This window comes from Stella humosa (assembly GCF_006738645.1).
GTDB classification, from domain to species: domain Bacteria; phylum Pseudomonadota; class Alphaproteobacteria; order ATCC43930; family Allostellaceae; genus Allostella; species Allostella humosa.
In genome coordinates, this window is sequence record NZ_AP019700.1 from 4,397,002 (window position 1) to 4,420,876 (window position 23,875).

The following is a 23,875-nucleotide window of genomic DNA, read 5'->3' on the forward strand; positions in this document are numbered from 1 at the left end:
GAAATTTCCTACGGAACGGCAGGCATGAGCAAAGTCCCGATGACGGCCGGCAGCTACGCCAATATCGTCGAAGAAGTGAAGCGCCTGAAGTCGGTCGACCGGCCGGAGGTCATCCGCGCCATCGCCGAGGCACGCGAGCATGGTGATCTCTCGGAAAACGCCGAGTATCACGCCGCGCGGGAGCGCCAGAGCTTCATCGAGGGTCGGCTGGCCGAACTGGAGGACAAGATCGCCCGCGCCGAGGTGATCGACGTCTCCAAGCTGTCGGGCGACGTCGTGAAGTTCGGCGCCACGGTGACCCTGGCCGACGAGGACACGGACGAGACGACGAGCTACCAGATCGTCGGCGAGGACGAGGCCGACATCAAGTCGCAGCGCCTGTCGGTGACCTCGCCGCTGGCGCGCGCGCTGATCGGCAAGAGCAAGGGCGAGTCCGTCGAGGTGACGACCCCGCGCGGCGCCAAGTCCTACGAGATCATCAAGGTAGAGTTCAAATAGGCCAGGGCGTCAAATAGAGCAGGACGCCGGATAGACCGGGACGCCAGACGGGCATCGTCTCGACCGAGGCGATGCCCAGCGACAGGCTGGCCGGACTCAGTAGCCCTCGCGCTCCATCCGCTTGCGCAGCACCTTGCGATAGCGCCGCACCGCCTCGGCCTGCTCGCGGGCCCGGCGCTCGGACGGCTTCTCGAAGTTGCGGCGCATCTTCATTTCGCGGAAGACGCCTTCGCGCTGCATCTTCTTCTTCAGGACACGCAGCGCCTGGTCGACATTATTGTCGCGGACGAGGACTTGCACGGCGGGCGGCTCTCCTTCCAGCAGCGGGCCAATAGCGGGCAAACCACTCCGGCGGGAAGTATTCCCGCCCGGATTTCGGCCCAATATCATAAAGCCCAAAGAGCGTAAATCGGCTTGTTGGGCCGGATTGCCCCTCTTCAGCCGGGCTGCTTTGGCGGCAACAGTCCGAAGGCCGCCGCCAGCCGCCGGCGCGCTGCGCGACCCGCCGCCAGGCTCCAGCAATTGACGATCGCCAGGCGGAAGCCTCCGGGCGGCATGGCATGCAGTGCCGGCGCGCGGGCCGGATCGAAGGTGATCTGCAGCGAGGAGACGCCGGGCATGGCGCGGATCTCCGCCTGGAGGGTGGCTGGTGGTGCCGTGTAGCGACGGCCGTGCGGGGCGAAGAGGACGACGCTGTGCCCGTCGCGGCGGTCGTCGTCGGCAAAGCGCCACCGCCGCTCGGCATAGAGTTCGACCAGGGCGGCAACCCAGCCCGGGCCATAGAGGTCCGGCCACTGGTCGCTGAAGCGCAGGTGCGCCTCGATGATGCGGCCGCCGATCGTCTCGAAGTTGACGATGCCGCTGTAGTCCGCCAGGTGGCGGGCGAGCCAGGCGCCGCAATAGGCTTCCAGTTCCGGGCGGCGCCCCGCCTCGATCGTCCAGCGGTCGAAGGTGCCGCCGGCGCGCGCATGGCCGACCGTGTGGCGCCACCATCGGGCGCGGCCGCCCGCCACCGCCACGTCGGTCGAGACGTGCTCGCCCGACAGCCGCGTCATCCACATGTGGCCGGGCTGCTGGTGGCGCGCGTAGTCGGCCGGCGAGCGCATGACCCGGCTGCCCGTGCCCATGCCGCGCAGGTTCACGATCGGCTTGCTGAAGACCGGCCAGGCCGAAGGCTCGATGCCGTGCGGCGCACAGTCGAGGCCTTGGGACAGCGCGACATGCAGCTTGTCGTAGACGTGGCGATGGGCGGGAAAGAGCCGCCACGCATCGCCATCGTCGGTCGGGATGACGATGTCGTCCGGGCAGGGGACGTCGGTGAAGTACTGAAGGCGCCAGGGGTCCCGCTCGACGATCGGCATCCGTGCTCCATGACCTGGAGGCCAATCCCCCCAGCCTGCCATCAACGCAGCACCAATCAACTTGGCAACACACTCGCCCGCCCCATACTGTTTTCTTGGATCGGGTCGGAACCATCCGGCGTTGGTCGAAGGGGCGCCGAAGTCGAGGGACGCCGAACCGGGAGGATGACGGGATGACGATGCGCAGTGGAATGTTCGCGCTGGCCCTGGTCGCGATCGCCGGCTTCGGCACCGCACCGGCACGGGCCGACCTCGCCAAGCTCTACGAGTCCGCCAAGAAGGACGCTGAGCTCACCTGGTACGTCGCCCACTACACGACCCAGCAGGCCGAGGAGACCGGCCGCGCCTTCGAGAAGAAGTATCCCGGCATCAAGGTCAACGTCGTCCGCACGACTGCCCAGGTCGCCTACCAGCGGCTGAACCAGGACATCAGCGCCGGGGTCGCCAAGTGCGACGTCTTCAGCTCGACCGACATCGGTCACTATCTGGAGCTGAAGAAGAAGGGCCTGCTGATGCAGTACACGCCCGAGAACGCGGCCAAGGTGGCCGAGCCCTTCCAGAAATTCGATCCGGACGGCCTCTACTACCCGACCGCGGCCGGGCTGATCGTCATCGGCTACCGCACCGACAAGTTGAAGCCTGAGGAGCTGCCGAAGAACTGGACCGATCTGCTGGAGCCCAAATGGCGCAACAAGATCGCCACCGGCCATCCCGGCTTCTCGGGCTATGTCGGCACCTGGGCGGTCGCCATGGAAAAGCGCTATGGCTGGCAGTTCTTCGAGAAGCTGGAGAAGAACCGGCCGCAGATCGGCCGCTCCATCAACGATACCGTGACCATGCTGAATGCCGGCGAGCGCATCGTCTCGTTCGGGCCGACCGCGACGACCCTGGAGAGTGCCGACCGCGGCAACCCGGTCGGCGTCATCTATCCGACCGATGGCGCGCTGCTGATGATCTCGCCCTCGTCGGTGATGAAGAATTCCAGCAAGCCCGCCGCCGCCAAGCTGTTCCTGGAGTTCCTGATGGACGTGGAGCATGCCGAGGTGGCGGTGAAGAACCGCCAGGAAAGCCTGCGGCCGGAGGTGAAGCCCCTGCCCGGCGCCAAGACCTTCAGCGAAATCAAGGTCATCCGGCCAACCGACGACGAGGTATCGAACGGCGTGCCCAAGCTGATCGAGAAGTGGCGCGACCTGTTCGGCGGATGATGCCCGCCGCCTGACGCCCGCTTCCGAGGCCACCGCCGATGGCGGACAGCGGCACCCTGGCGGCCGGGCCCGGCCGCCCCTCCTGGGCCACGCGCCTGCGCCACTTCGACCCGACCATCCTGGTCTGGCTGCTGCTGGCTGCCGTCCTGGTCTTCCTGGTCGTGAACCCGCTGCTGCGGCTGGTGCTGACCAGCTTCGCGGAGAAGGACACCGGCGTCTTCACGCTGGCCAACTACGCGGCCGCCTACGGCCGGCCGCGCTATGTCCAGGCCCTGTGGAACTCGGTCCTGCTGGGCGCGGCCGTCTCCGTCCTCTGCCTGGTGCTGGCGGTGCCGCTCGCCTGGGGGGTGTCGCGCACCGACATGCCGGGCAAGGGGCTGGTGCGGCTGCTGGTGCTGGGCACCTTCATTACGCCGCCCTATCTGGGGGCGATCGGCTGGATCCTGCTGGCCGGCCCCAATGCCGGCTGGATCAATCGGATCTGGCGTGGCCTGACCGGGGCAGAGGACCCGCTCTTCGACATCTACAGCTTCCCGGGCCTCACCCTCATCATCGCGCTCTATTCCTTCCCCTATCTCTTCATCTTCGTCAGCGCGGCGCTGGACCTCGTCTCGTCGGAGATGGAGGACGCGGCCAGCATCCTGGGTGCCGGCAAGTCGCACACCACCTTCCGCATCACCCTGCCGCTGGTGCTGCCGGCGATCCTGGGCGGGCTGATCATCACCTTCCTGGAGGCGATCGCGCTGTTCGGCTCGCCGGCGCTCATCGCCCTGCCGGCGCGCTTCAACGTCGTCACCACCCAGCTCTGGCAGTTCTTCTCGCACCCCGCCCGGGTCGAGGTGGCGGCCGCCTTCGCCATGCCGCTGCTGCTGGTCACCATCGCGCTCTTCTGGGTGCAGCAGCGGATCATCCGCCGCCGCGGCTTCGTGGCGCTGACCGGCAAGGGTGGCGAGCGCCGGCCGATGCAACTCGGCCGCTGGCGCTGGCTGCTTTTCGCCTATGCCCTGCTGGTGCTGACCCTGGCCGTCATCCTGCCCTACCTGATCCTGGGCCAGGCGGCTTTCGCCAAGGCTTGGGGGCGCGGCTTCAGCTTCGACAACCTGACGCTCGGCAACTTCCACTTCCTGCTGTTCCAGCACGCGACGGCGCGGCAATCCGTCGTCAACAGCTTCCTCTATGCCGGCGCCACCGCCTGCATCGCCATCAGCCTGGCGCTGGCCATCGCCTATATCGTGCAGCGCCGGCTGGTGCCGTTCGGCGGCGTGCTGTCCTTCCTCTGCATGGCCCCCTTCGTCATCCCGGGCATCGTGCTGGCGATCGGCTTCTATGCCGCCTATGCGCCGCCACCGCTGTCCCTGTACGGCACGGCCTGGATCCTGATCCTGGCTTTCACCACCCGTTTCCTGCCGATCGCGTTCGCCAATGCGTCCGCCTCCATCCGCTCGATCAACCCCGAGATGGAGGATGCCGTGCGCATCCTGGGCGGCAGCCGGCTGACGGCGGTGACGCGGGTGGTCGTGCCCCTGCTGAAGAGCGGGCTGGTCGGCGCCTGGCTGCTGGTCTTCATCCCGGCGACGCGCGAGCTGTCAGCCGCCATCTTCCTCTACGGGCCCGACACGCGGACCATGGCGGTGATGCTGTTCGACCTGTCCGAAGAGGGCAATTTCGAGCGCCTGGCAGCCCTCGGCTGGCTGCTGCTCGCCGCCACCATCGCCATCGTCGCCGTCGGCTATCGCATCGTCGGGCGCGACTTCATGCTGCGGCGCGGCGGCAGCGATTAACCCTCCCGCATCGGGGCGGCGGTCGGCTAGTCTGTCGCCATCCCATCCATTCAGCCATCGCAATCGATCGAGGCTCCATGACCGCTCCAGACGCCATGCCGCTTGCCCGCTTCAAGGTTCTCGACCTGACCCGCGTGCGCGCCGGCCCCACCTGCGTGCGCCAACTGGCCGACTGGGGCGCCCAGGTGATCAAGATCGAGTCGCCCCCGGCGATCGAGCAGGGCGAGGCACTGGGCGGCGCCCGGCATGGCTTCGACTTCCAGAACCTGCACCGCAACAAGAGCTCGATGACCCTCAACCTGAAGACGCCGGAAGGCCTGGCGATCTTCAAGAAGCTGGTCGAGACGGCCGACGTGGTGGTCGAGAACTACCGCCCGGACGTGAAGTTCCGCCTGGGCGTCGACTACGAGACGCTGCGGGCGATCAATCCCAGGATCATCCTGGGCTCCATCTCGGGCTTCGGCCAGGACGGCCCCTATCGCGAGCGGCCGGGCTTCGACCAGATCGCCCAGGGCATGGGCGGGCTGATGTCGATCACCGGCCAGCCGGGTGCGGGCCCGATGCGCGTCGGCATCCCGATCGCCGACCTGACGGCCGGCATCTTCTGCGCCATGGGCATCCTGGTGGCGCTGCTGGAGCGCGAGGTCTCGGGCCAGGGGCAGTGGGTGCAGTCGTCCCTGCTCCAGGCGCAGATCTCGATGCTGGATTTCCAGGCGGCGCGCTGGCTCATGGCGGGGGAGGTGCCGGGCCAGGCCGGCAACGACCACCCGACCTCGATCCCGACCGGCGTCTTCAAGACCAGCGACGGCCACATCAACATCGCGGCCACCGGCGGCGACATCTACAAGCGCTTCTGCAAGGCGATCGGCGCGCCCGAGTTGGCCACGGACCCCGACTATTCGACCAGTTCGGCCCGTTCCAAGAACCGCAAGGCGCTGAACGCGCTGATCGAGGCGATCACGCTGACCCAGCCCAGCCAGCACTGGATCGACCTGCTGAACCAGGCGGGCGTGCCGAGTGGCCCGATCTACAAGATGGACGAGGTCTTCGCCGACCCGCAGGTCCAGCACCTGAAGATGGCCCAGCCCGTCCACCATCCGGTCCTCGGCCCACAGAAGGTCGTGGGCCAGGCCGTCGAGCTGTCCCGCACCCCCTGCACGATGCGCTCGGCCTCGCCCGAACAGGGCGTCGACACCGACGCCATCCTGAAGGGCATCGGCTACGACGATGCCGCCATCGCGGCATTGCGAGAGAAGAACGCGGTCTGAGGCAGCGAGGCCCCGGCGCCAAGCGGTGCCGGGGGCTCACTCAGGGATGCAGCTTCAGCCCGTCGATCGCCTTGTCCACCACCTTGCGATCGCCGTGGATTGCCAGTCCGACTAGGTCCAGGTCGGCGGTCACCACCGCAGCGACGGCGGCGCGGTTGGCCGCGTCATGGCTTGTCGAGAAGAGATCCCGCGTATAGATCGACGGCAGCAGGCCGCGATCGAGGCTGCGGCGGAGGCAGCGCGCCAGTTCGGACCCGGTCGCCACGAAGACCAGGATCGGCCGGCGGACCAGCGGTCCGTAGCGCTGTCCGGTGGCATCGAGATAGGGTTCCCCTGGCAGTTCCGGGTGCTGGCCGACGAGGCCGCCCGACAGGAAGCTGGCGACGTTCAGCTTCTGCCACGTTTCGAGCTCGTCGCGGATGACGACGGCGATCCTGGTTTCGTAGCGCATGGGCCGGATGGTGATCGAGTTGGCCGACCAGCGTATTGAACGATCGTGCAACCAGCGCGTCGGCGATTGGCTGCGCCCGTCGCCGCCGGCTCCCGGCATTGAGCGGATCGAGGCCTTCTTCGCCGGCCATGCCTATGCGCCACACCGGCACGACACCTATGCGCTGGGCCTGACGCTCGATGGCGTGCAGGCGTTCCGCTATCGCGGCGCCCCCGCCGTCAGCCTGCCCGGTCGGGCCATCGTCATCCACCCGGACGAACTTCATGACGGGGCGGCCGGTACCGCCGAAGGATTTCGCTACCGGATGCTCTATCTCGCGCCAAGCCTGGTCCAGGCTGGGCTCGGTGGTGCTGCGCGCGCGCTGCCGTTCGTGCGGGACGCGGTCACGACGGACCGGCGCCTGATGGCGGCGCTCGCCGCCGCCTTCGCCGATCCGTGCGGCCCGCCCGCGCCGCTGGAGGTGCCGCAGATCGTCGTGGGCCTCGCAGACGCACTGGCGGCGCTCGATCCGGCAACCCGGCAGCAGCGTTCGACGGCAGCCTGCGCGGCCGCCGTCGAGCGCGCCCGCTAGATGCTCCCTGAACAGTTCGAGGATGCGGTTACGGCCGAGGTCCTGGAAACGGCCACCGGCATCGACCGGTTCACGATGGCGCGCCAGTTTCGCCGGCACCTGGGCACCAGCCCGCATCGCTATCGCACCATGCGCCAGTTGGATGTCGTGCGGCGGGAAATGGTCTGCGGCGCCCCGCTGGCCGAAGCGGCGGCCGCGGCGGGCTTTGCCGACCAGAGCCACATGACCCGGCAGTTCAAGAAAGCGTATGGGATCTCACCCGGCGGCTGGCGCCGGCTGGTCCGTCAGGGTGCGATATCCGCCACTGCCTCCAGCTTCGCATAAAGCCGGCGACAACGCCCCAGGACGCTCCCCGCGCGGCCATGAAATCCCCGCCGGCCCGTGCTATACGGGCAGCCGCAACCCTGTCAGAAGCCCCTCCAGCCCGGGCCGATCGCCCGAAGAGGTTTCCCATGCCCGACGACGTCCAGCGCCTGCCCGAACTGACCAAGCACATGATCGCCGAGATCGACGGATCGATCGGCTGGATCACCTTCAACAAGCCGGAGCGGCGCAATGCCGTCTCGACCGACATGTGGGAGGCGCTGCCCAAGATCCTGGACGAGTTCGAGGCCAACCCGCAGGTCCGCGTCATCGTCCTGAAGGGGGCGGGCGACAAGGCCTTCGTGTCGGGTGCCGACATCTCTCAGTTCGAGCAGGCCCGCAACACGCCCGAGCAGGTCGCCGCCTACGAGCGCTTCGTCGAGAACAGCAGCGACCGGCTGCGCCATGTCGGCAAGCCGACCATCGCCATGATCCGCGGCTGGTGCGTGGGCGGCGGCGTCGCGATCACGCTCAACACCGACATCCGCATCTGCTCCGACGACAGCCGCTTCGCCATCCCGGCCGCCAAGCTAGGCCTGGGCTACCGCGTCAGCGGCATCAACAAGCTGGTGTCGATCGTGGGCCCGGCCTTCGCCAAGGAAATCTTCTTCACCGCGCGCGCCTTCACCGCGGCCGAAGCCGAGAAGATGGGCCTGGTCAACCGCGTCGTGCCGGCCGACCAGCTCGAGAGCTATGTCCGCGAATATTGCGAGACGATCGCCGCCAACGCGCCCATGACCATCCTGGCCGTCAAGCGCGAGGTCGAGGAGATCGCCGGCAAGGTGCCGGGCCATGTCGACCTGGAACTGTGCGACCGGGTGGTCAAGGCCTGCTTCGCCAGCGACGACTACAAGGAAGGCCGCACCGCCTTCATGGAAAAGCGCAAGCCCGCCTTCAAAGGCGCCTGAGCTTCATCCCTGCCGGTTTCGCAGCGCGGCCAGTCCCTTGGTCAGGCCGCGCAGCGACATCGGGATCCGCGTGATGCCGTCCGTGTCCTGGCGGGAATAGGCGATCACCGCCTCCTTGCCGCCGCGCAGCTCGCCCAGCATGTCGTCGTCCAGCAGGGCCAGTACCGAGCAGTTGTCCGCGCCGCAGCTCCGAATGCCGACCTCGCGCAGCGGGCGCTGGTCGACCTGGATGATGATGCCGGCATCCTTGATCGCGGTCGGCGGCAGTTTCATGATCATCGCCGGCTTGCCGTCCGCTGCGAAATAGCCGACGGCGACCGCCAGCACCAGCCGGTCCGGCTGGTCCTTGTGGCTGAGCCGCTGCTCGACGAAGCAGGTTTCCTTGGCCACCCCGGGCCGCTTCTCGCAGCCCAGCCGCCAGTCGTCGAAGGCGGCGGCCGACGCACCCGCGGCAGCGGCCCCGGCCCCGGCCCCGGCAGCAGCCGCACCCGCGGCGGCGGCGGGCGCCTTGGCCGGCTTGCCCTTCTGCGCCGCGGCCGGCTTGGGCTTTGCCTTGGCGCTGGCGGCAGCCGGGCGCCCGTTCTTCTGCTGGGCGTCCTTCTGCTGGGCGGCGGCGGGAACGAGGGCCCCGGCCGCGAACAGGGCCAGCAGGGCGGCGGAAAGGCAGCGGGCATGCATGCGTGCGGACATCATGGCGCTAGGTGGCGCTGCCGGGCGCCGCAGGCAAGCCCGAACTGCGAGGACATCCACGGCGCGGCTTGACGCAGCCCCGGCGGTCCCCCTAGCTCAATCGGCAAGCGTGAGTGGGAGACGGCGGGATGACGGGCATATTCGTTGGCAAGGGCACGATCCCGCTGGAGCTGCTGCCGCGCCTGGCCAATCGCCACGGGCTGATCGCGGGTGCCACCGGCACCGGCAAGACCGTGACCTTGCAGATCCTGGCCGAGGGCTTCTCGCGCATCGGCGTGCCGGTCTTCATGGCCGACGTGAAGGGCGACCTGGCCGGGATGTCGCGGGCGGGCGAGCCCAAGCCCAAGCTCGACGACCGGGCAGCCGCACTCGGCATCCAGCTCGACCACCGGGCCTTTCCGGTCGTGTTCTGGGACCTGGAGGGCAAGAACGGCCACCCGGTGCGGGCCACCATCTCCGACCTCGGGCCGCTGCTGCTGGCGCGCCTGCTCGGGCTGAACGACATCCAGACCGGCGTCCTCAACCTCGCCTTCAAGCTGGCCGACGACGAGGGCCTGCTGCTGCTTGACCTGAAGGACCTGCGCGCGATGCTGGTCTTCGTGGCCGAGAACGCCCGCGCGCTCACCCTGCGCTATGGCAGCGTGTCGTCGGCCTCGGTCGGCGCCATCCAGCGCGCGCTGCTGGCGCTGGAGACGCAGGGCGCCGACCGTTTTTTCGGCGAGCCGATGCTGGACATCGCCGACCTGCTGGCACTGGATGCCGCGGGCGCCGGGCAGATCAGCATCCTGGCCGCCGACCGGCTGATGCAGCAGCCGCAGCTCTACGGCACCTTCCTGCTGTGGCTGCTGTCGGAGCTGTTCGAGCAGTTGCCGGAGGTGGGCGACCCCGACCGGCCGCGGCTGGTCTTCTTCTTCGACGAGGCGCATCTCCTCTTCGAGGACGCGCCGAAGGCCCTGGTCGACAAGGTCGAGCAGGTGGTGCGGCTGATCCGCTCCAAGGGCGTCGGGGTCTATTTCGTGACCCAGAACCCGCTCGACATCCCAGAATCCGTGCTGGCCCAGCTTGGCAACCGGGTGCAGCATGCGCTTCGCGCCTTCAGTCCGCGCGACCAGCGCGCGGTGCGGGCCGCCGCCGAGACGTTCCGCACCAACCCGCGCCTGGACACGGCCGCCGTCATCACCGAGATGGGGGTGGGCGAAGCCCTGGTCTCGCTGCTGGACGAAAAGGGCCGGCCGGGGATCGTCGAGCGCGCCCTGATCCGCCCGCCCGACTCGCGCCTGGGGCCGATCACGCCGGCCGAACGGGCCCAGACGATCGCCGCCAGCCCGGTCGGCGACCGCTACGACCGGACCATCGACCGCGAGTCGGCCTACGAGCGGCTGGCGGCCCAGCATGAGCAGCCGCCCCCGACGACCGCGATAGCCGCGACCCGCCCGCCCCCAATCCCACCCGGCGCGGCCCATGGAGCGAGCCCGCGCCGCGCGCCGACCCGTACGAACGACCGGCCGGTCGCCCCGCCGGGCGGGCGCCGTCGTCGCGGCCGGCACCGGCCAGAACCCGCGAGTCCCCGGAGGAAGCCTTCTTCAAGAGCATGGCGCGCAGCGTCGGCAGCAGCCTCGGCCGGCAGATCGTGCGCGGCGTGCTGGGTTCGATCCTGCGGCGTTGACGAGCGACCGATGGGCGGCGGACACCGCGTTGCCACGCGGCCGCCACAAATTCGCCTTTTCTCGTGACGCAATCGCCACAGGTGCGGCACTTCGGACACCGGCCCTTGCCGAATCTGGTGGCGGGCCGTGGCTTTCGCTAAGTTCCGCCAAGACGAGCGACCGGTCCTGCCCCGGCCGGGTCTCGTCGTGACCGATCGTTCAAGGAGTTCTGTGTGATGTCCACCATTATCCGCCGCTTCGGCAAGCTCGCCGTCGTCCTGGCCCCGATCGCGCTGCTCGGCGCTTGCGAAAGCATGGGCTCGGACGACAAGGCGCTGCTGCAGAAGACCGCCAGCAACTCCGAAGCCGCCCTGGTCGAGGCCCGCCGGGCTTCCGACAATTCGGCTCAGGCCCTGACGGCCGCCCGCGCCGCCCAGGCGACCTCGCAGCAGGCGCTGCAGGCTGCCCAGGCCGCCCAGGCCGACGCCCGCGCCGCCAACGAGAAGTTCGATCGCGCCTTCCGTCGCGGGATGCGCAAGTAGTCTTCTGGAGCGAAGGCCTCTTCGATCCAGAAGAGGCCTTTTCCTAGAGGGACGACCGGGTCATCCGTTCGATCGGGAGTGCCCCCACGGGCGCCTCGGCCGAACGGGTGATGCGGACCGGGATGCCATCGCGGCGGCGCTCGGCCTCTTCCACGGTCGCCCAGTCGATCCGCCCGGCCGCCGGGCCGGCGAACTTCGCCACCCGATCCCGCAGGCCGGGAATCGGCTTGGGATTGAACTTCCCCTCGGTCTCCAGCTCGTCCACGTCCGTGCGCGAGGGATGCAGGTCGACGAACAGATCGTCACCGATCCAGCCCATCTTGGCTTCCTGATCGACCACCGTCACCCGTGTGCCGACCGGCGCCAGGCGATAGAGATGCTCGATCCCTTCCGGGTAAAGCCGGATGCAGCCGCGCGTGACGCGCCGGCCGATGGCATCGGGCTCGTTCGTCCCGTGGATCGCGTAGAGCGGCCAGCCGAGATAGAGCGCATGCTCGCCCATCGGGTTGTCCGGCCCGGGCGGCACCACCGTGGGCAGGGTCGGATCCTCGCGCCGCTTCTCGGGCGTGGGGGTCCAGGTTGGCTTTTCCTTCTTGCGCACGATCGTGGTGGAGCCGTTGGGCGTGCCCAGCCCCTCCTGCCCGATGCCGACCGCGAAGGTGAGCACCGGCCCGGACGGCGGGTACCAGTAGATGCGCTGGTCGGACAGGTTGACGACGATGCCCTGGCGCGGCGCATCGGGCAGCACATGGGCCGTCGGCAGCAGGATGCGCGTGCCCAGCCCCGGCAGCCACGGGTCGACGCCGGGATTGGCCGCGACGAGTTCGGCATATCCCAGGTTGTAGGTACGCGCGATATCCATCAGCGTGTCTTCGTAGCGCGCCGAATAGACCAGCAGCTCGCCCACCACGTCGTTGCGCGGCGGCACGGCCGCCACCGGCCCGCGCGGACGGGCGGGCTGCGCGCCCTGCGCCGCCAGCGGCCACGGTGCCAGCGCCATTGCCACGCTCGCGGCGACACCGGCCAGGACGGCGCGGCGGGTGGTGCTCGGGAAATAGATGTCTGGCAACTTCGGCACTCCGGGGCGAATAGTCCCCGTATATAGGCGAGTCGTGGCGGAAATCAGGCGCGGCGGCTTGCCCCTGTCGTGCGATCGCCCCGGGTGCGATGCAACAAAGCCACAGTGTGGCAGACGGATTTACAACAGCAAGTCCGTGATTTTATTGTTGTTTCAGGATTTTCGATGGGTCACATTCCATGAAGCTTCGTGAACGAGGCTACCCGTTGCGCCGCTAGGCGGGCTTCGGCCAGCCGACCGGTGGGGACCGGAGGCGCAACGAGACAAGATTGGGGTCGTGGGTATTGGGGATCGAGGGGGACATGGACGACCGTACCGAGGTCGAGCAGGACGGGCATTCCGTCAGCCGTCGCGGTTTTCTCGGCGCCTTCGCCGCGTTCACCGCCGTTGCATCGCTGGTTCCGGGGGCGCTCGCCGCCCCCCTGCCCATGCGCAAGCCGTCGCTTGCCGACCAGTTGCCCGGCCGAAAGCCGGAACTGACGCAGGCGTCGATGCGGGCGCCGGGACTGGGTCGCCGGGCCAAGCTGCTCAATCTCTACAACGTCCATACCGGAGAGCGGATCAGGGCGCCGTTCTGGCAGGACGGGCGCTACGTTCCGGAAACGATGCGGGCCATCAACCGCATGATGCGCGACCATCGCGCCAACCAGACCCACAAGATCGATCCCAAGCTGATCGAGCTGATGCACGCGATCCAGATGCGCATCGGCGCCCAGAAGCCGCTGGAGATCGTGTCGGCCTACCGCTCGCCGCACACCAACGAGATGCTGCGCGAGGCCGGCTACGGCGTGGCCGAGAACAGCTACCACCTGCAGGGCAAGGCCGTGGACATCCGCGTTCCCGGCTATCGCGTGTCGCAGCTCAGCAAGATGGCCAAGGGCATGCGCCTGGGCGGCGTCGGCACCTATGGCAGCGGCAACTTCCTGCACATCGACACGGGCCCCGTCCGCTACTGGTAAGCGGCTACCGGCCGGGTGGCGACACCACCCGGCGCACCCCCTCCTCTACCGCCTGAAGATTTCCGCGAGCCGGTGGTAGTCCGCCGGCTCGTTGTATATCTGCGCCGAGATGCGGATGTGGCAGCTACCGCCGAAGGCCATGACGGGCACTTCGATCCGATGCTCGTGCCAGATCTGCGTGCGCAAGGCGCGGGCGGCCTCCCGCGTCGGCTCCACGGCAAAGGGCAGCGCCACCAGCGCCATCGACCCCGCCATGGCGGGCGGCGTCAGCACCTCGGTCTGCCAGGCCCCGGCCACGATCCGCGCCCCCTCGGCCGCCAGCGCCTTGTTACGAGCCCGAAGGCGCGCCGGTCCGAGCGAGCGGTAGAAAGCGAGCGCCGCATCGACGGCCAGATAGGGCGAGCAGTCGCGCGTGCCCGTCCAGTCGAATTCGGCCAGGTAGCCCGCCCCATAGCCGTGCGAAACGACGGGCGGGTGCAGGTCGCCCCTGGCCGATGGCGACGCCCATAGGGCAGCACAGCCACGCGCCGCGAACAGCCACTTGTGCGGGTTGCCGACATACCAGTCGGCACCGACGGCGGCGATGTCGAGATCGAGCATGCCCGGCGCATGGGCGCCGTCGACCAGCAGCGGCACGCCGCGCCGGCGGCACAGCCGGGCGATATCCTCCACCGGCAGCACGAGCGCAGTGGGCGAGGTGACGTGGTCGACCACCACCAGCCGGGTGCGGCCATCGATGGCCGCGTCTATGGCGCGGACGACGTCGGCCGGGTCGGTGCCTGGAAAGGGCAACTTGGCCTCGACCAGGGCCGCACCCGCCATGGCCGCGACGTGGCGGGCCGTGTTGCGCACCGCGCCATAGCCATGGTCGGTGCCGACGATGGTGTCGCCCGGCGCCAGCCGCAGCGAGCGCAGCACGGCGTTGGCGCCGCTGGTCGCGTTCTCGACGAAGACGAGGTCGTCCGCCTGGACGCCCAGGAACGGCGCCAGCACCCCCGCGGCATCGCGCAGGCCGGGGGCCAAGGTCTCCTGGAAGAACAGTACGGGCTGGCGCTCCATGCGCTGGCGCCAGATTTCGGCGGCGGCACTGACGCGACGTGGAACCGCGCCGTACGATCCGTGATTGAGGAAGGTGACATCGGCGTCGAGCCAGAACTCGGCGCGGATGGCCGCCCCTTCGCGGTCTTCGGATGCGGTCTCAATGACGCTGGGGATATCGTTGTCCGACATGGCTTTTCCCTGTGGCTGCCATCACTTTGCCATGGTTCGGCGGCTTTCTGGAATGCGCGATCGCAGGCGTTTGGCGGTGCCGGTGCCACCCGATCTTGTGGGTGGATCCATACTGGACCACTAATCGTTTGACGGGGTGCATGCTTCCTATCAAGATGTGTGCGGCCGCGAGGTCGTGGCCCACCAAATGTGGGGGATTCCATGGATTGGACCGAGGAGCGCATCGCCGAACTGAAGCGGCTCTGGTCCGAAGGGTTTTCGGCTAGTCAGATCGCAGAGCGTCTTGGCGGCATCACTCGCAATGCGGTGATCGGCAAGGCGCATCGTCTGCATCTACCCAGCCGCCCTTCGCCGATCCAGCGCCAGATGGGCGAACGGCGCCAGCGCAGCCGGCCGGCGGCACGCCCGGTGGCCGCGGCCGCCATGCGCGTGGCCCCCGTCGAGACCGTACGCGCGGCCCCGCCGCCGCCGCCGACCGTGGTCGCCAAGGCGCCGGTACCCCCGCCGCCCAAGGCCTTCCGGTCCGGCCCGATCGACTACAGCTCGGCGCTGACACTGAGCGACCGGCACTGTCACTGGCCGATCGGCCACCCGAACGAGCCGGGGTTCCATTTCTGCGGCGCGGCGGCCTCCCCCGGGCGGCCCTACTGCACCGCCCACTGCCAGCTTGCCTATCGCAAGACCGACGACGCAGCCGCCTAGCCTTTCCGCCAAGACACCGACCAGGCCCACAAACGAACACGGCGCGGTAAACCGCGCCGTGTTTGTTTCTGCCGATAGCGAAAGGATGATGGTGGAGCGGAGGAGGATCGAACTCCCGACCTTCGCATTGCGAACGCGACGCTCTCCCAGCTGAGCTACCGCCCCACATCGTCGCCCGGCCGATCACGACCGAAGCGGCCGGGATAATGGGAATCAGCGGCGCCGAAGTCAAGGCGAACCGGTCGGGAGATGCGGATTTGCCGTCGCCCCGGGCACCTTGTCGCACGGCCGCACCGGCGCTAGTGTCCCCCCACCCTTTGGAACATAAGCCGCCCGATGAATTCGCTGCTGCACCTGCTCACGTCGGTAATCGACATCTACATGGTGATCCTGATCGCGGCTGCGATCATGAGCTGGCTCTTCGCGTTCGGGATCGTCAACACGCGCAACCGCGCGGTCGAGGTGATCGCCGAGCTGCTGTACCGACTGACCGAGCCGGCGCTGCGGCCCATCCGGCGCATCCTGCCGCGCATGGGCGGCATCGACCTGTCGCCGATCGTCCTCATCCTGCTGCTGCAGTTCCTGCGCAACCTGCTCGTTGAATACTTCCCCCGCTGACCCGGCCCCCGCTGACCCGGCACCGCCGGCGGCTGGCTGGCCCTTCACGATCGGCGACGGCTGCGTCCGGCTGGCCGTGCGGCTGACGCCCGGGGCCAGCGCCGACCGGCTGCTGGGCGTGGCGGCCGACGAAGCCGGCCTGCCCGTGCTGCGCGCGCAGGTGACGGCCGCGCCGGAGAACGGCAAGGCGAACGCGGCCCTGGTCGGGCTCCTGGCCAAGCGCTGGCGCCTGCCCAGGAGCAGTATCACGGTCATGCAGGGTGCCACCGGGCGGCGCAAGCTGCTGCGCATCGCGGGCGAGCCGGCGGCCCTGGCCAGACGGATCATGGAGGCGTTGGAGCGCGATGACTGAGGCCCCGACCAAGGAAGCCACACGGCAAGCGACGCGGATCGACGGCAAGGCCGAGGCCGAGCGCCTGCGCCTGCGTATCGGCGGCGAGGCCGCCCGCCTGCTGGCACTGCATGGCGCGGCCCCGGGCCTGGCGGTCGTGCTGGTGGGCGAGGATCCGGCGAGCCAGGTCTATGTCCGCAACAAGGGGATCGCGACCAGGGCTGCCGGCCTGGTGTCGGTCGAGCATCGCCTGCCGGTATCGGCCAGCCAGGCCGACGTGCTGGCCCTGGTGGCCACGCTCAACGCCGATCCGGCCATCGACGGCATCCTGGTGCAACTGCCGCTACCACAGCAGATCTCGGCCAAGGCGGTGATCGAGGCGATCGACCCCGCCAAGGACGTGGACGGCTTCCACCCGGTGAACACCGGCCGCCTGTGGACCGATGGCGGCGGGCTGGTGCCCTGCACGCCCCAGGGCTGCATGCTGCTGCTGGCCGGGGTGCGGGAGCGGCTGGCGGGCCTGAACGCGCTGGTCGTGGGCCGCTCGTCGATCGTGGGCAAGCCGATGGCTGCCCTGCTGCTGGCGGCCGACTGCACCGTCACCGTCGCCCATTCCCGCAGCCGCGACCTGCCGGCGCTGGCTCGCCAGGCGGACATCCTGGTTGCCGCCGTCGGCCGGCCGGCGATGATCCGCGGCGACTGGATCCGGCCGGGCGCAACGGTGATCGACGTCGGCGTCAATCGCATCGATGCCGGCCAGGGCAAGACGCGGCTGGTGGGCGACGTCGCCTATGACGAGGCGGTTCCGGTCGCCGGCGCCATCACCCCGGTGCCGGGCGGCGTCGGGCCCATGACCATCGCCTGTCTGCTGCGCAACACCATGATCGCCGCCGGCCGCCGGCGCGGCTGGGGCGAACTGGATCTCTAGATTCGGCTACGCTGCCTGGTCATGCAGGTGGCAGGCGACGCGGCGGCCGGGCGCCACGGCCCGCAGCTTGGGATACTCGACCCGGCAGCGATCCATGGCGTGCGGGCAGCGCGGATGGAAGTGGCAGCCCGTGGGCGGGTTGATGGCCGAAGCCACCTCCCCTTCCAGCCGGGCCATCGTCACCTTGGCGCGCGGGTCCGGCACCGGCGAGGCATCGCGGAGTGCCCGGGTGTAGGGATGCAGCGGCTCGTCGAAGATCTGCTCGGTCGGCCCATCCTCGACGATGCGGCCGAGATACATGACCGCCACGCGTTTGCAGAAGTGCCGGACGACGCCCAGGTCGTGCGAGATGAAGAGGAAGCTGAGGCCGCGGCGGACCTTCAGCCCGTCCAGCAGCAGCAGGATCTGCGCCTGGATCGAGACGTCGAGCGCCGATACCGGCTCGTCGGCGACGATCAGCTCCGGCTCCAGGACGAGTGCGCGGGCGATGCCGATACGCTGGCGCTGGCCGCCCGAGAACTCGTGGGGATACTTCTCGATCGCCGTGCGCGGCAGGCCGACCTCGTCCAGCACGGCCGCCACCCGGGCCTCGATCGCCTCGCGGCTACCCAGCTTGTGGACCTGCATCGGCTCGGCCAGGGTCTGGCCGACGGTGCGCCGCGGGTTGAGCGAGGCGAAAGGATCCTGGAAGACGATCTGCAGCTTCTGGCGCAGTTGCCGCAGCCGCTGGCCGGGTGCCGTCAGGAAGTTCTCGCCGCGATAGAGCACCTCGCCGCCGTCCGGCTCGATCAGGCGCAGCAGGGCGCGCCCCGCCGTCGACTTGCCGCAACCGGATTCGCCGACCAGGCCGAACGCCTCGCCCTCGCTGATCGAGAAGCTGATGCCGGCCAGCGCCTTCACATGGACCGTCTCGGTCCTGGGGAAGCCCCGGCGCACGGTGAAGGTCTTGTGGAGGTCTGTGACCTCCAGCAGGGTCGCCGTCATTGCACGGCCTCCGCGGCGACGGTGCCGCCACGCACCCAGCAGCGCACCTGGTGGGTGGGATCGTCCGGCAGCAGGGTAAGCGGCGGGTCGGCGGCGCGGCAGCGCGGCTCGACCAGGGCGCAGCGGTCGGCGAAGCGGCAGCCGGACGGCATGGCGCTGATCGCCGGCACCTGGCCGCCGATCGCCTGCAGCTCCATCGTGTTGCGGTCGACGCGCGGGATAGAGCGCAGCAGCGCCTCGGTATAGGGGTGGGTCGGGCGGGCGAAGACGGCGTCGATGGGGGCCGTCTCCACCACCTCGCCCGCATACATCACCATCACCCGGTCGGCGATCGAGGCGACGACGCCCAGATTGTGGGTGATGAAGACCATGGCCATGCCGTAGCTCTCGCGCACCTCGGCCAGCAGCGCCAGCACCTGGGCCTGGATGGTGACGTCGAGCGCCGTCGTCGGCTCGTCCGCCAGCAGAACGGCGGGGTTGCAGGCGAGCGCCATGGCGATCATCACACGCTGGCGCATCCCGCCCGAGAACTGGTGCGGATAATCGTCGAAGCGGCGCGCGGCCGAGGGGATCTTCACCTGCTCGAAGAGGGCGAGTGCCGTCTTGCGCGCCTCCGCCCGGCCCAGGCCGCGATGGTAGTGCAGGCTCTCGGCCACCTGGAATCCCACAGTCAGCACCGGGTTGAGCGAGGTCATCGGCTCCTGGAAGATCATCGACACGCGGTTGCCGCGCACCTTCTCCATCTCCGGCTCCGAGAGCGGCACCAGGTCGCGGCCTTCCAGCAGGATGCGGCCGCCGGCGATGCGGCCGGCGCCGGGCGGCACCAGCCCCATGACGGAGAGCGCGGTGATGCTCTTGCCGCAGCCGGATTCGCCGACGATCGCCAGGGTCTCGCCGCGCGCCAGCTTGAAGGACACGCCGCGGATGGCGGCGTGCCACTGGCCGTGGATGCGGAACTCCGTCGTCAGGCCAGAGACTTCAAGGACGGGGGCCTCACTCATGGCGCAGCCGCGGGTCGGTGGCATCGCGCAGGCCGTCGCCCAGCAGGTTGAGGCCCAGCATGACGATCAGGATGGCGATGGACGGGAAGATGGAGAGCCAGGGCGCGTCCAGGATGTTCTCGAAGCCCTCGCGGATCATGCTGCCCCAGGTCGGCGTCGGCGGGCGCACGCCAAGGCCGATGAAGCTGAGCGAGGCCTCGGTCCGGATGGCCGTCGCCAGCCACAGCGAGCCCATGACCATCACCTCCGACGCCACGTTGGGGAGGATGTGGATGCCCATGATGCGGCCGTGCGAGAAGCCCATGGCGCGGCCGGCCTCGACGAACTCGCGCTCCTTGATCACCAGCGTCGGCGCGCGGGCAATGCGGGCGAACGGGGCGACCGCCGTCAGGCCGATGGCCAGGATCAGGTTGACGACGCTGGGCCCCAGCATTGCCACGACCAGCAGACCCATGATCAGGCTTGGGAAGGACAGCAGAACGTCCATCCCGGCCATGGTGACGCGGTCGAAGCGGCCGCCGACATAGCCCGAGATGATGCCGATGGCGCTGCCGACGACCATGGCAATCAGGACGGCCGAGGTGCTGACGAACAGCGACACCCGCCCGCCCCAGAGGATGCGCGAGAGGATGTCGCGGCCATAGGGGTCGGTGCCCAGCCAGTAGGTCTCCGACGGCGGCTCCAGCCGCGCGATGATGTCCTGTTCCAGCGGGTCGTGCGGCGAAATCCAGGGAGCCAGGATGGCGCTGGCGACCATGATCAGGACCAGCGTCGCCCCGATCGCCGTCGCTTTGTTGCGCCGGGCACGGCCCCAGAACAGGGCCAGCGCACCGGGTCGCCTCGTCGTCATGTGGACGGCGGTCATTGGCGTTTCACTCGCGGATCGATGAACCCGTAGGTCATGTCCGTCAGCAGGTTGCAGAGGACGATGATGAAGGCATAGATGACCATGAGTCCCTGCAGCATCGTGTAGTCGCGCTGGTTGAGCGCGCCCACGATGAGCTTTCCCAGGCCCGGTCGGTTGAAGACGATTTCCGACAGGACCGAATTGCCGATCAGCACGCCCAGATAGAGCCCCACCACGGTGACGACGGGGATGAGGGCGTTTCGCAGCGCGTGGCGCCAGACGACCATCCGGCCGGGCACGCCCTTGGCACGCGCGGTGCGGATATAGTCCTCCGACATCACCCCCAGCATGCTCGAGCGCGTCACGCGGGTGATGTAGGCCAGCATGATCAGGCCGAGATTGAAGGCCGGCAACGCCAGGCTGCGCAGCCGTTCGACCGGGTCTGCCATCGCGGCCGAGCTGATCACCGGGAACCAGCGGAGCTGGATCGCGAAGACCAGCAGCAGCAGCACCGCCGACACGAAGGCGGGGAAGCTGAGGCCGATCAGCGAGATCATGCGCGCGGCATAGTCCGCCCAGCCGTTGCGGCGGCGGGCCGACACGATGCCGAGCGGCACGCCGACGACCACGCCGATCACCAGTGAGGCCACCGTCAGCTCGATCGTGTAGGGCAGGACCTCGGCCACCTCGTCGAGGATGGGCCGGCCCGACAACATCGATTTGCCGAGGTCGCCCGAAAGCACCATCAGCATGAAGTCGACATACTGCGCCAGCAGCGACTTGTTCAGGCCAAGCTGCTGGCGCAACGCCTCCAGCGCTTCCTGCGAGGCGCTATCGCCCAGAATCACCATCGCCGGATCGCCCGGGGCGACCCGGACGAACAGGAAGACGATGGTGAGCACCGCCAACAAGGTCGGCAGGGCGACCAGCAGGCGCTTCAGGATGAAACCGATCATGAAGCCCTGCCGATCTTCGGGGTCGCCGCGTGCGGTGGGTGGATGAAGCCCACCATGTCCGTCACTTCGCTATGCCAGTTGCGTCGCTTCCGGTCACTTGAAGGTCGAGTTCTCGGTCAGCATCGGCCCCAGGCTGAGTGAGCCCTTCAGCTCGTAGCCGAGGTCGAAATTGTCGCGATGCGCCCAGACCTGCGTGTTGGCCACCAGCGCCACGGCGCAGGCCGCCTCGATCACCTTCAGCTGGGCGGTCTTCCACAGCTCCAGCTGCTTGGCCGGGTCCGTCTCGATGCGCGCTGCATCGATCTCGGCATCGGCCACCTTGCAGTGCGAGAAGTTCGTCACGGCCGTCGGCGTGCCGACGATGCTGCGCGAATGGAAATACTGCGTCAGGTGCTGGTCGGCGATCGGGAAGCGCGCCGACGAGTAGTAGACCAGATCGCTCACGTCCTTGCGGATCTGGGCGTGGAAGGTCGGATGGTCGACCACGTCGAAGACGAGGTTGATGCCGGCTCGCTTCAGCTGCGCCTGCACGACTTCCATCACCGTCAGCATGCTGGGCTGCGAGGTCTGGACCGCCTTGATCGTGATGCCGTCCTTGTGGCCGGCCTCGGCCAGCAGGGCCTTGGCCTTGGCCAAGTCATGCTTCGGCAGCGGCGCGTTCGCGTCGGTGCCGAGATAACCTTCCGGCACCACCGACACGGCGGGGCGGAAGACGCTGGCGCCCCGGAACTTGACCAGCTGGTCGCGGTCGACGGCATGGGCGATCGCCTGGCGGACGCGCACGTCGTCGAGCGGCTTCTTGGTCATGTTGAGATGAAGATGGCCCAACTCGCCTGGCCCGAAGATCTGCAGGACCGTCTTCGGCTGGCTCTTCATGCGCTCGACCCAGCGCTGGTCGGCCCGGCCGTAGATCAGGTCGACCTCGCCGTTGGTATAGGCCAGGTCGCGGCTGGCATCGGACGGGATGTAGCGGTAGACGACCTTGTCGAGCTTCGGCTTGCCGCGGAAATAGTCGGCGTGGGCCACAAGCGTGACGGCCTGGTTGCGCTGGTATTCGGAATAGGCGAACGGACCGGTGCCGACGGCCTTGGACCGGAACTCCTCGCCCAGCGCCTCGACGGCCTTCTTGCTGACGATGTTGCCGCCCTGGAAGTTGGTGAAGATGCCGAGCACGCTCGGCACGTTCTCCTTGAACTTCACCTCGACCGTGTAGGGATCGAGCGCGGCCACGGACTCGATCGCCCGGAAATCCGACGAGAAGGCAGAGGTCTGGGGATTGGACGCGCGCTGGATCGAGAAGACGACATCCTCGGCCGTCACCTCGCCATAGGCGCCGTGGAACTTCACGCCCTTGCGGAGGAAGAACTTCCAGGTCTTCTTGTCGGCCGAGCTTTCCCAACGTTCGGCCAGATCGGGCTCGATGTCGGCCGGGTTGAGGCTGCCCGGCTTGAAGCGGACGAGACCGTTGAACATCCAGCCGATGATCGCCTTGTCCTGGGTCGATGCCGTGCGGTGCGGATCGAGCGAGCCGAGGTCGGCCGCCCCCATCGCCGCGTTCAACACCTTCTGGGCGGCGGCCGGCGCGGCGACGCCCGCCACCAATGCCAAGGCCACCACCGCCGCGGAGGCGGCGGATGCGAAATGCGTCATATTTCTTGTCTCCCTGTTCTTATGTCTCGAATCGCCGGCCACCGGCAGGCGCCCCCGCCGGTGGCCGTTGTCGCTTGATCGGAAGGGCCGCCCGTTCAGGCGGCCGCAACCAGCTTCCGACCTTCCCGCAGATACTGTGCCATGTCTTCCAGGTAGGCGGTCGGGAATTCCATGCGCGCCCGGCGCTGGCGGCGCCAGAGCGTGCGATCGCCCGCCGTGTGCAGCACCTGGGCCGCCGGCATGGCGGGCCAACTCGGCATCTGCAGCCACAGGCGCAGCATGTGCCGGCGGCGGGCCACTTCCGGATAATCCTCATAGTCGCTGCGGCTGTGCAGCATGATGCGGTTGTTGAGGAACTGGATGTCGCCTTCCCCGATGCTCATGTCGAGGTAGAATTCCTCCGAGTTGGCCAGCCGCTGGATTTCCTCCAGCGCCTCCAGGTCGAAGTCCGACAGGGTCGAGAAGCCATGCTCGGCCGCCGTCTTGGCGTAGTTCAGCATGTAGTAGGACGACAGCTCGCCGTCGCGGTTGACGTAGATCGGCACCGGCTCGGGGCTGACCTGCACGCCCTCACCGAAGCGGGCGTCCAGCTCCATGCGGCGGTAGCGATAGCCCGCGTAAAGGCGGCGCGCGATGTCCGGCCGGCGCTCGCAGATGGCATCGTGGATGCCAACCGAGCTGGCGATGCGGCTGATGCCGCCGCCCTTGGCCTTGCGCAGGCAGAGCAGCGCCACGACGTCGGCGGAATCGGTGTGGAAGTTCTGGCGCCCGCCCTTGTGGTAGCCGCGCGGGTCGGCCTCGATGTCGCTGACGTCGATGACGTTGCCCAGCAGCTCGCCCTGCCAACTCTGCGGGCCGGGCGCCCCCAGATGGACGCCGAAGCCGAAATAGATGCGCGCCATCTCGTCGGTCGTGTAGCGCTCGCGCGGCAGGCCGCGCAGCAGCACGAAGCCGCGCCCGAAGCGCAGCTCGTCGCGCAGCCGCTCGAAATACCGGCCGACGGTCGGCAGGGGAAAGGTCTCGGGCGTGATCTCGGGCAGGTCGAGGTCGCCCAGGCGCTGCAGGTGCTGGAGGGCGGCGTCGATCTCCTCGATCTCGGCCGGGGCGAAGACGTGCAGCGCGTCTGCCTGCCAATCGAGGGTCGAGCCCTTCCAGGAGGCGCGGGAAGCGATCGGCGACGGGGTCGCGGTCATCGGATGGTCTCCGGGGCTTCGACGATATTCAGGTCGAATGGGCCGTCCCGGGTCGGTCGAAGCATGGTGGCAAATGTCCGGACGGCAGGTGCGGGAAAGGGTGACTCCGCATCA

General features: G+C 68.7%; 26 protein-coding genes and 1 tRNA gene. 14 read left to right on the plus strand and 13 right to left on the minus strand.

Going from position 1 to position 23,875, the window contains the following annotated elements:
* Positions 1-24 precede the first annotated feature (24 nt).
* Entirely contained in the window at positions 25-498 is a 474-nt protein-coding gene (gene greA / locus STVA_RS20575; RefSeq protein WP_123691595.1) for a transcription elongation factor GreA, read from the plus strand.
* A gap of 96 nt (positions 499-594) precedes the next feature.
* Here greA and rpsU read toward each other — a convergent pair whose 3' ends face one another.
* Both rpsU and STVA_RS20585 read right to left on the minus strand, forming a co-directional pair.
* Positions 595-798 (minus strand): 30S ribosomal protein S21, encoded by a 204-nt coding sequence (rpsU, locus tag STVA_RS20580; RefSeq protein ID WP_123691597.1) that lies wholly within the window; start codon positions 796-798, stop codon positions 595-597.
* A gap of 137 nt (positions 799-935) precedes the next feature.
* A complete protein-coding gene (locus STVA_RS20585; RefSeq protein WP_123691599.1) occupies positions 936-1,859 on the minus strand; it encodes a hypothetical protein in 924 nt (307 codons plus the stop codon).
* A gap of 173 nt (positions 1,860-2,032) precedes the next feature.
* Between STVA_RS20585 and STVA_RS20590 the strand changes: the two genes are divergently transcribed.
* The 3 genes from STVA_RS20590 (at position 2,033) to STVA_RS20600 (ending at position 6,113) form a co-directional block, all read left to right on the plus strand.
* Positions 2,033-3,064, plus strand: coding sequence for an ABC transporter substrate-binding protein (locus tag STVA_RS20590; protein ID WP_123691601.1), 1,032 nt, complete (start codon positions 2,033-2,035; stop codon positions 3,062-3,064).
* Between the two features lie 38 nt (positions 3,065-3,102).
* Positions 3,103-4,845 carry an ABC transporter permease gene (locus STVA_RS20595; RefSeq protein ID WP_123691603.1) on the plus strand — a complete coding sequence of 581 codons (1,743 nt, stop codon included), beginning with the start codon at positions 3,103-3,105 and terminating at the stop codon, positions 4,843-4,845.
* A gap of 77 nt (positions 4,846-4,922) precedes the next feature.
* A complete protein-coding gene (locus tag STVA_RS20600) occupies positions 4,923-6,113 on the plus strand; it encodes a CaiB/BaiF CoA transferase family protein (RefSeq protein ID WP_123691605.1) in 1,191 nt (396 codons plus the stop codon).
* Between the two features lie 40 nt (positions 6,114-6,153).
* Here STVA_RS20600 and STVA_RS20605 read toward each other — a convergent pair whose 3' ends face one another.
* Positions 6,154-6,564, minus strand: coding sequence for a DUF2000 family protein (locus STVA_RS20605; RefSeq protein ID WP_123691607.1), 411 nt, complete (start codon positions 6,562-6,564; stop codon positions 6,154-6,156).
* A gap of 7 nt (positions 6,565-6,571) precedes the next feature.
* Between STVA_RS20605 and STVA_RS27920 the strand changes: the two genes are divergently transcribed.
* The 3 genes from STVA_RS27920 (at position 6,572) to STVA_RS20615 (ending at position 8,406) form a co-directional block, all read left to right on the plus strand.
* Positions 6,572-7,135: an AraC family ligand binding domain-containing protein gene (locus STVA_RS27920; RefSeq protein ID WP_197735695.1), complete on the plus strand. Its 564-nt coding sequence runs from the start codon at positions 6,572-6,574 to the stop codon at positions 7,133-7,135.
* Positions 7,136-7,459 (plus strand): helix-turn-helix domain-containing protein, encoded by a 324-nt coding sequence (locus STVA_RS27925; RefSeq protein ID WP_197735696.1) that lies wholly within the window; start codon positions 7,136-7,138, stop codon positions 7,457-7,459.
* Between the two features lie 128 nt (positions 7,460-7,587).
* Positions 7,588-8,406, plus strand: coding sequence for an enoyl-CoA hydratase (locus STVA_RS20615; protein WP_123691609.1), 819 nt, complete (start codon positions 7,588-7,590; stop codon positions 8,404-8,406).
* A gap of 3 nt (positions 8,407-8,409) precedes the next feature.
* On the opposite strand, the gene STVA_RS20620 is transcribed toward STVA_RS20615, so the two are convergent.
* Entirely contained in the window at positions 8,410-9,084 is a 675-nt protein-coding gene (locus STVA_RS20620; protein ID WP_142235843.1) for an invasion associated locus B family protein, read from the minus strand.
* Between the two features lie 140 nt (positions 9,085-9,224).
* On the opposite strand from STVA_RS20620, the gene STVA_RS20625 reads away from it, so the two are divergent.
* Together STVA_RS20625 and STVA_RS20630 are read left to right on the plus strand one after the other, a co-directional pair.
* The gene (locus STVA_RS20625; protein WP_142235844.1) at positions 9,225-10,829 is read left to right on the plus strand and encodes a helicase HerA-like domain-containing protein; all 1,605 of its coding nucleotides are present in this window, start codon (positions 9,225-9,227) and stop codon (positions 10,827-10,829) included.
* A gap of 149 nt (positions 10,830-10,978) precedes the next feature.
* Positions 10,979-11,284: an alanine-zipper protein gene (locus STVA_RS20630; protein ID WP_123691615.1), complete on the plus strand. Its 306-nt coding sequence runs from the start codon at positions 10,979-10,981 to the stop codon at positions 11,282-11,284.
* Between the two features lie 43 nt (positions 11,285-11,327).
* Here the strand turns inward: STVA_RS20630 and STVA_RS20635 are convergent, their stop codons facing one another.
* The gene (locus tag STVA_RS20635; RefSeq protein ID WP_123691617.1) at positions 11,328-12,353 is read right to left on the minus strand and encodes a L,D-transpeptidase family protein; all 1,026 of its coding nucleotides are present in this window, start codon (positions 12,351-12,353) and stop codon (positions 11,328-11,330) included.
* Positions 12,354-12,664: 311 nt separating this feature from the next.
* Between STVA_RS20635 and mepK the strand changes: the two genes are divergently transcribed.
* Positions 12,665-13,321 (plus strand): peptidoglycan L,D-endopeptidase MepK, encoded by a 657-nt coding sequence (mepK, locus tag STVA_RS20640; protein ID WP_123691619.1) that lies wholly within the window; start codon positions 12,665-12,667, stop codon positions 13,319-13,321.
* A gap of 45 nt (positions 13,322-13,366) precedes the next feature.
* Here mepK and STVA_RS20645 read toward each other — a convergent pair whose 3' ends face one another.
* Positions 13,367-14,551: an aminotransferase class V-fold PLP-dependent enzyme gene (locus STVA_RS20645; protein WP_123691621.1), complete on the minus strand. Its 1,185-nt coding sequence runs from the start codon at positions 14,549-14,551 to the stop codon at positions 13,367-13,369.
* Positions 14,552-14,752: 201 nt separating this feature from the next.
* On the opposite strand from STVA_RS20645, the gene STVA_RS20650 reads away from it, so the two are divergent.
* Positions 14,753-15,253, plus strand: coding sequence for a GcrA family cell cycle regulator (locus tag STVA_RS20650; protein WP_123691623.1), 501 nt, complete (start codon positions 14,753-14,755; stop codon positions 15,251-15,253).
* An 89-nt stretch (positions 15,254-15,342) separates the two neighbouring features.
* Here STVA_RS20650 and STVA_RS20655 read toward each other — a convergent pair.
* Positions 15,343-15,418, minus strand: a tRNA-Ala gene (locus STVA_RS20655).
* Between the two features lie 171 nt (positions 15,419-15,589).
* Between STVA_RS20655 and STVA_RS20660 the strand changes: the two genes are divergently transcribed.
* Genes STVA_RS20660 through folD form a run of 3 tightly spaced genes read left to right on the plus strand, consistent with a single transcriptional unit; the run spans position 15,590 to position 17,130 of the window.
* Positions 15,590-15,871, plus strand: coding sequence for a YggT family protein (locus tag STVA_RS20660; protein ID WP_123691626.1), 282 nt, complete (start codon positions 15,590-15,592; stop codon positions 15,869-15,871).
* Positions 15,852-16,223: a DUF167 domain-containing protein gene (locus STVA_RS20665; RefSeq protein ID WP_245978386.1), complete on the plus strand. Its 372-nt coding sequence runs from the start codon at positions 15,852-15,854 to the stop codon at positions 16,221-16,223. Before STVA_RS20660 ends, STVA_RS20665 begins: the two co-directional genes overlap by 20 nt.
* Positions 16,216-17,130: a bifunctional methylenetetrahydrofolate dehydrogenase/methenyltetrahydrofolate cyclohydrolase FolD gene (gene folD, locus STVA_RS20670; RefSeq protein ID WP_123691629.1), complete on the plus strand. Its 915-nt coding sequence runs from the start codon at positions 16,216-16,218 to the stop codon at positions 17,128-17,130. The genes STVA_RS20665 and folD overlap by 8 nt, the downstream gene beginning before the upstream one ends.
* Before the next feature lie 6 nt (positions 17,131-17,136).
* Here the strand turns inward: folD and STVA_RS20675 are convergent, their stop codons facing one another.
* From STVA_RS20675 to STVA_RS20700, 6 genes are all read right to left on the minus strand, one after another.
* Positions 17,137-18,114: an ABC transporter ATP-binding protein gene (locus STVA_RS20675; RefSeq protein ID WP_123691632.1), complete on the minus strand. Its 978-nt coding sequence runs from the start codon at positions 18,112-18,114 to the stop codon at positions 17,137-17,139.
* Complete coding sequence (locus STVA_RS20680; protein WP_197735697.1) at positions 18,111-19,115, minus strand: ABC transporter ATP-binding protein; 1,005 nt, start codon at positions 19,113-19,115, stop codon at positions 18,111-18,113. Before STVA_RS20680 ends, STVA_RS20675 begins: the two co-directional genes overlap by 4 nt.
* Positions 19,108-19,980, minus strand: coding sequence for an ABC transporter permease (locus STVA_RS20685; protein ID WP_123691637.1), 873 nt, complete (start codon positions 19,978-19,980; stop codon positions 19,108-19,110). Before STVA_RS20685 ends, STVA_RS20680 begins: the two co-directional genes overlap by 8 nt.
* On the minus strand, positions 19,977-20,918 hold the full coding sequence (locus STVA_RS20690; protein ID WP_123691639.1) for an ABC transporter permease: 942 nt from the start codon (positions 20,916-20,918) through the stop codon (positions 19,977-19,979). The genes STVA_RS20685 and STVA_RS20690 overlap by 4 nt, the downstream gene beginning before the upstream one ends.
* 93 nt (positions 20,919-21,011) lie before the next feature.
* The gene (locus tag STVA_RS20695) at positions 21,012-22,568 is read right to left on the minus strand and encodes an ABC transporter substrate-binding protein (RefSeq protein WP_123691641.1); all 1,557 of its coding nucleotides are present in this window, start codon (positions 22,566-22,568) and stop codon (positions 21,012-21,014) included.
* Positions 22,569-22,663: 95 nt separating this feature from the next.
* Positions 22,664-23,761 carry a TauD/TfdA family dioxygenase gene (locus STVA_RS20700; protein WP_123691643.1) on the minus strand — a complete coding sequence of 366 codons (1,098 nt, stop codon included), beginning with the start codon at positions 23,759-23,761 and terminating at the stop codon, positions 22,664-22,666.
* Positions 23,762-23,875: the final 114 nt, after the last annotated feature.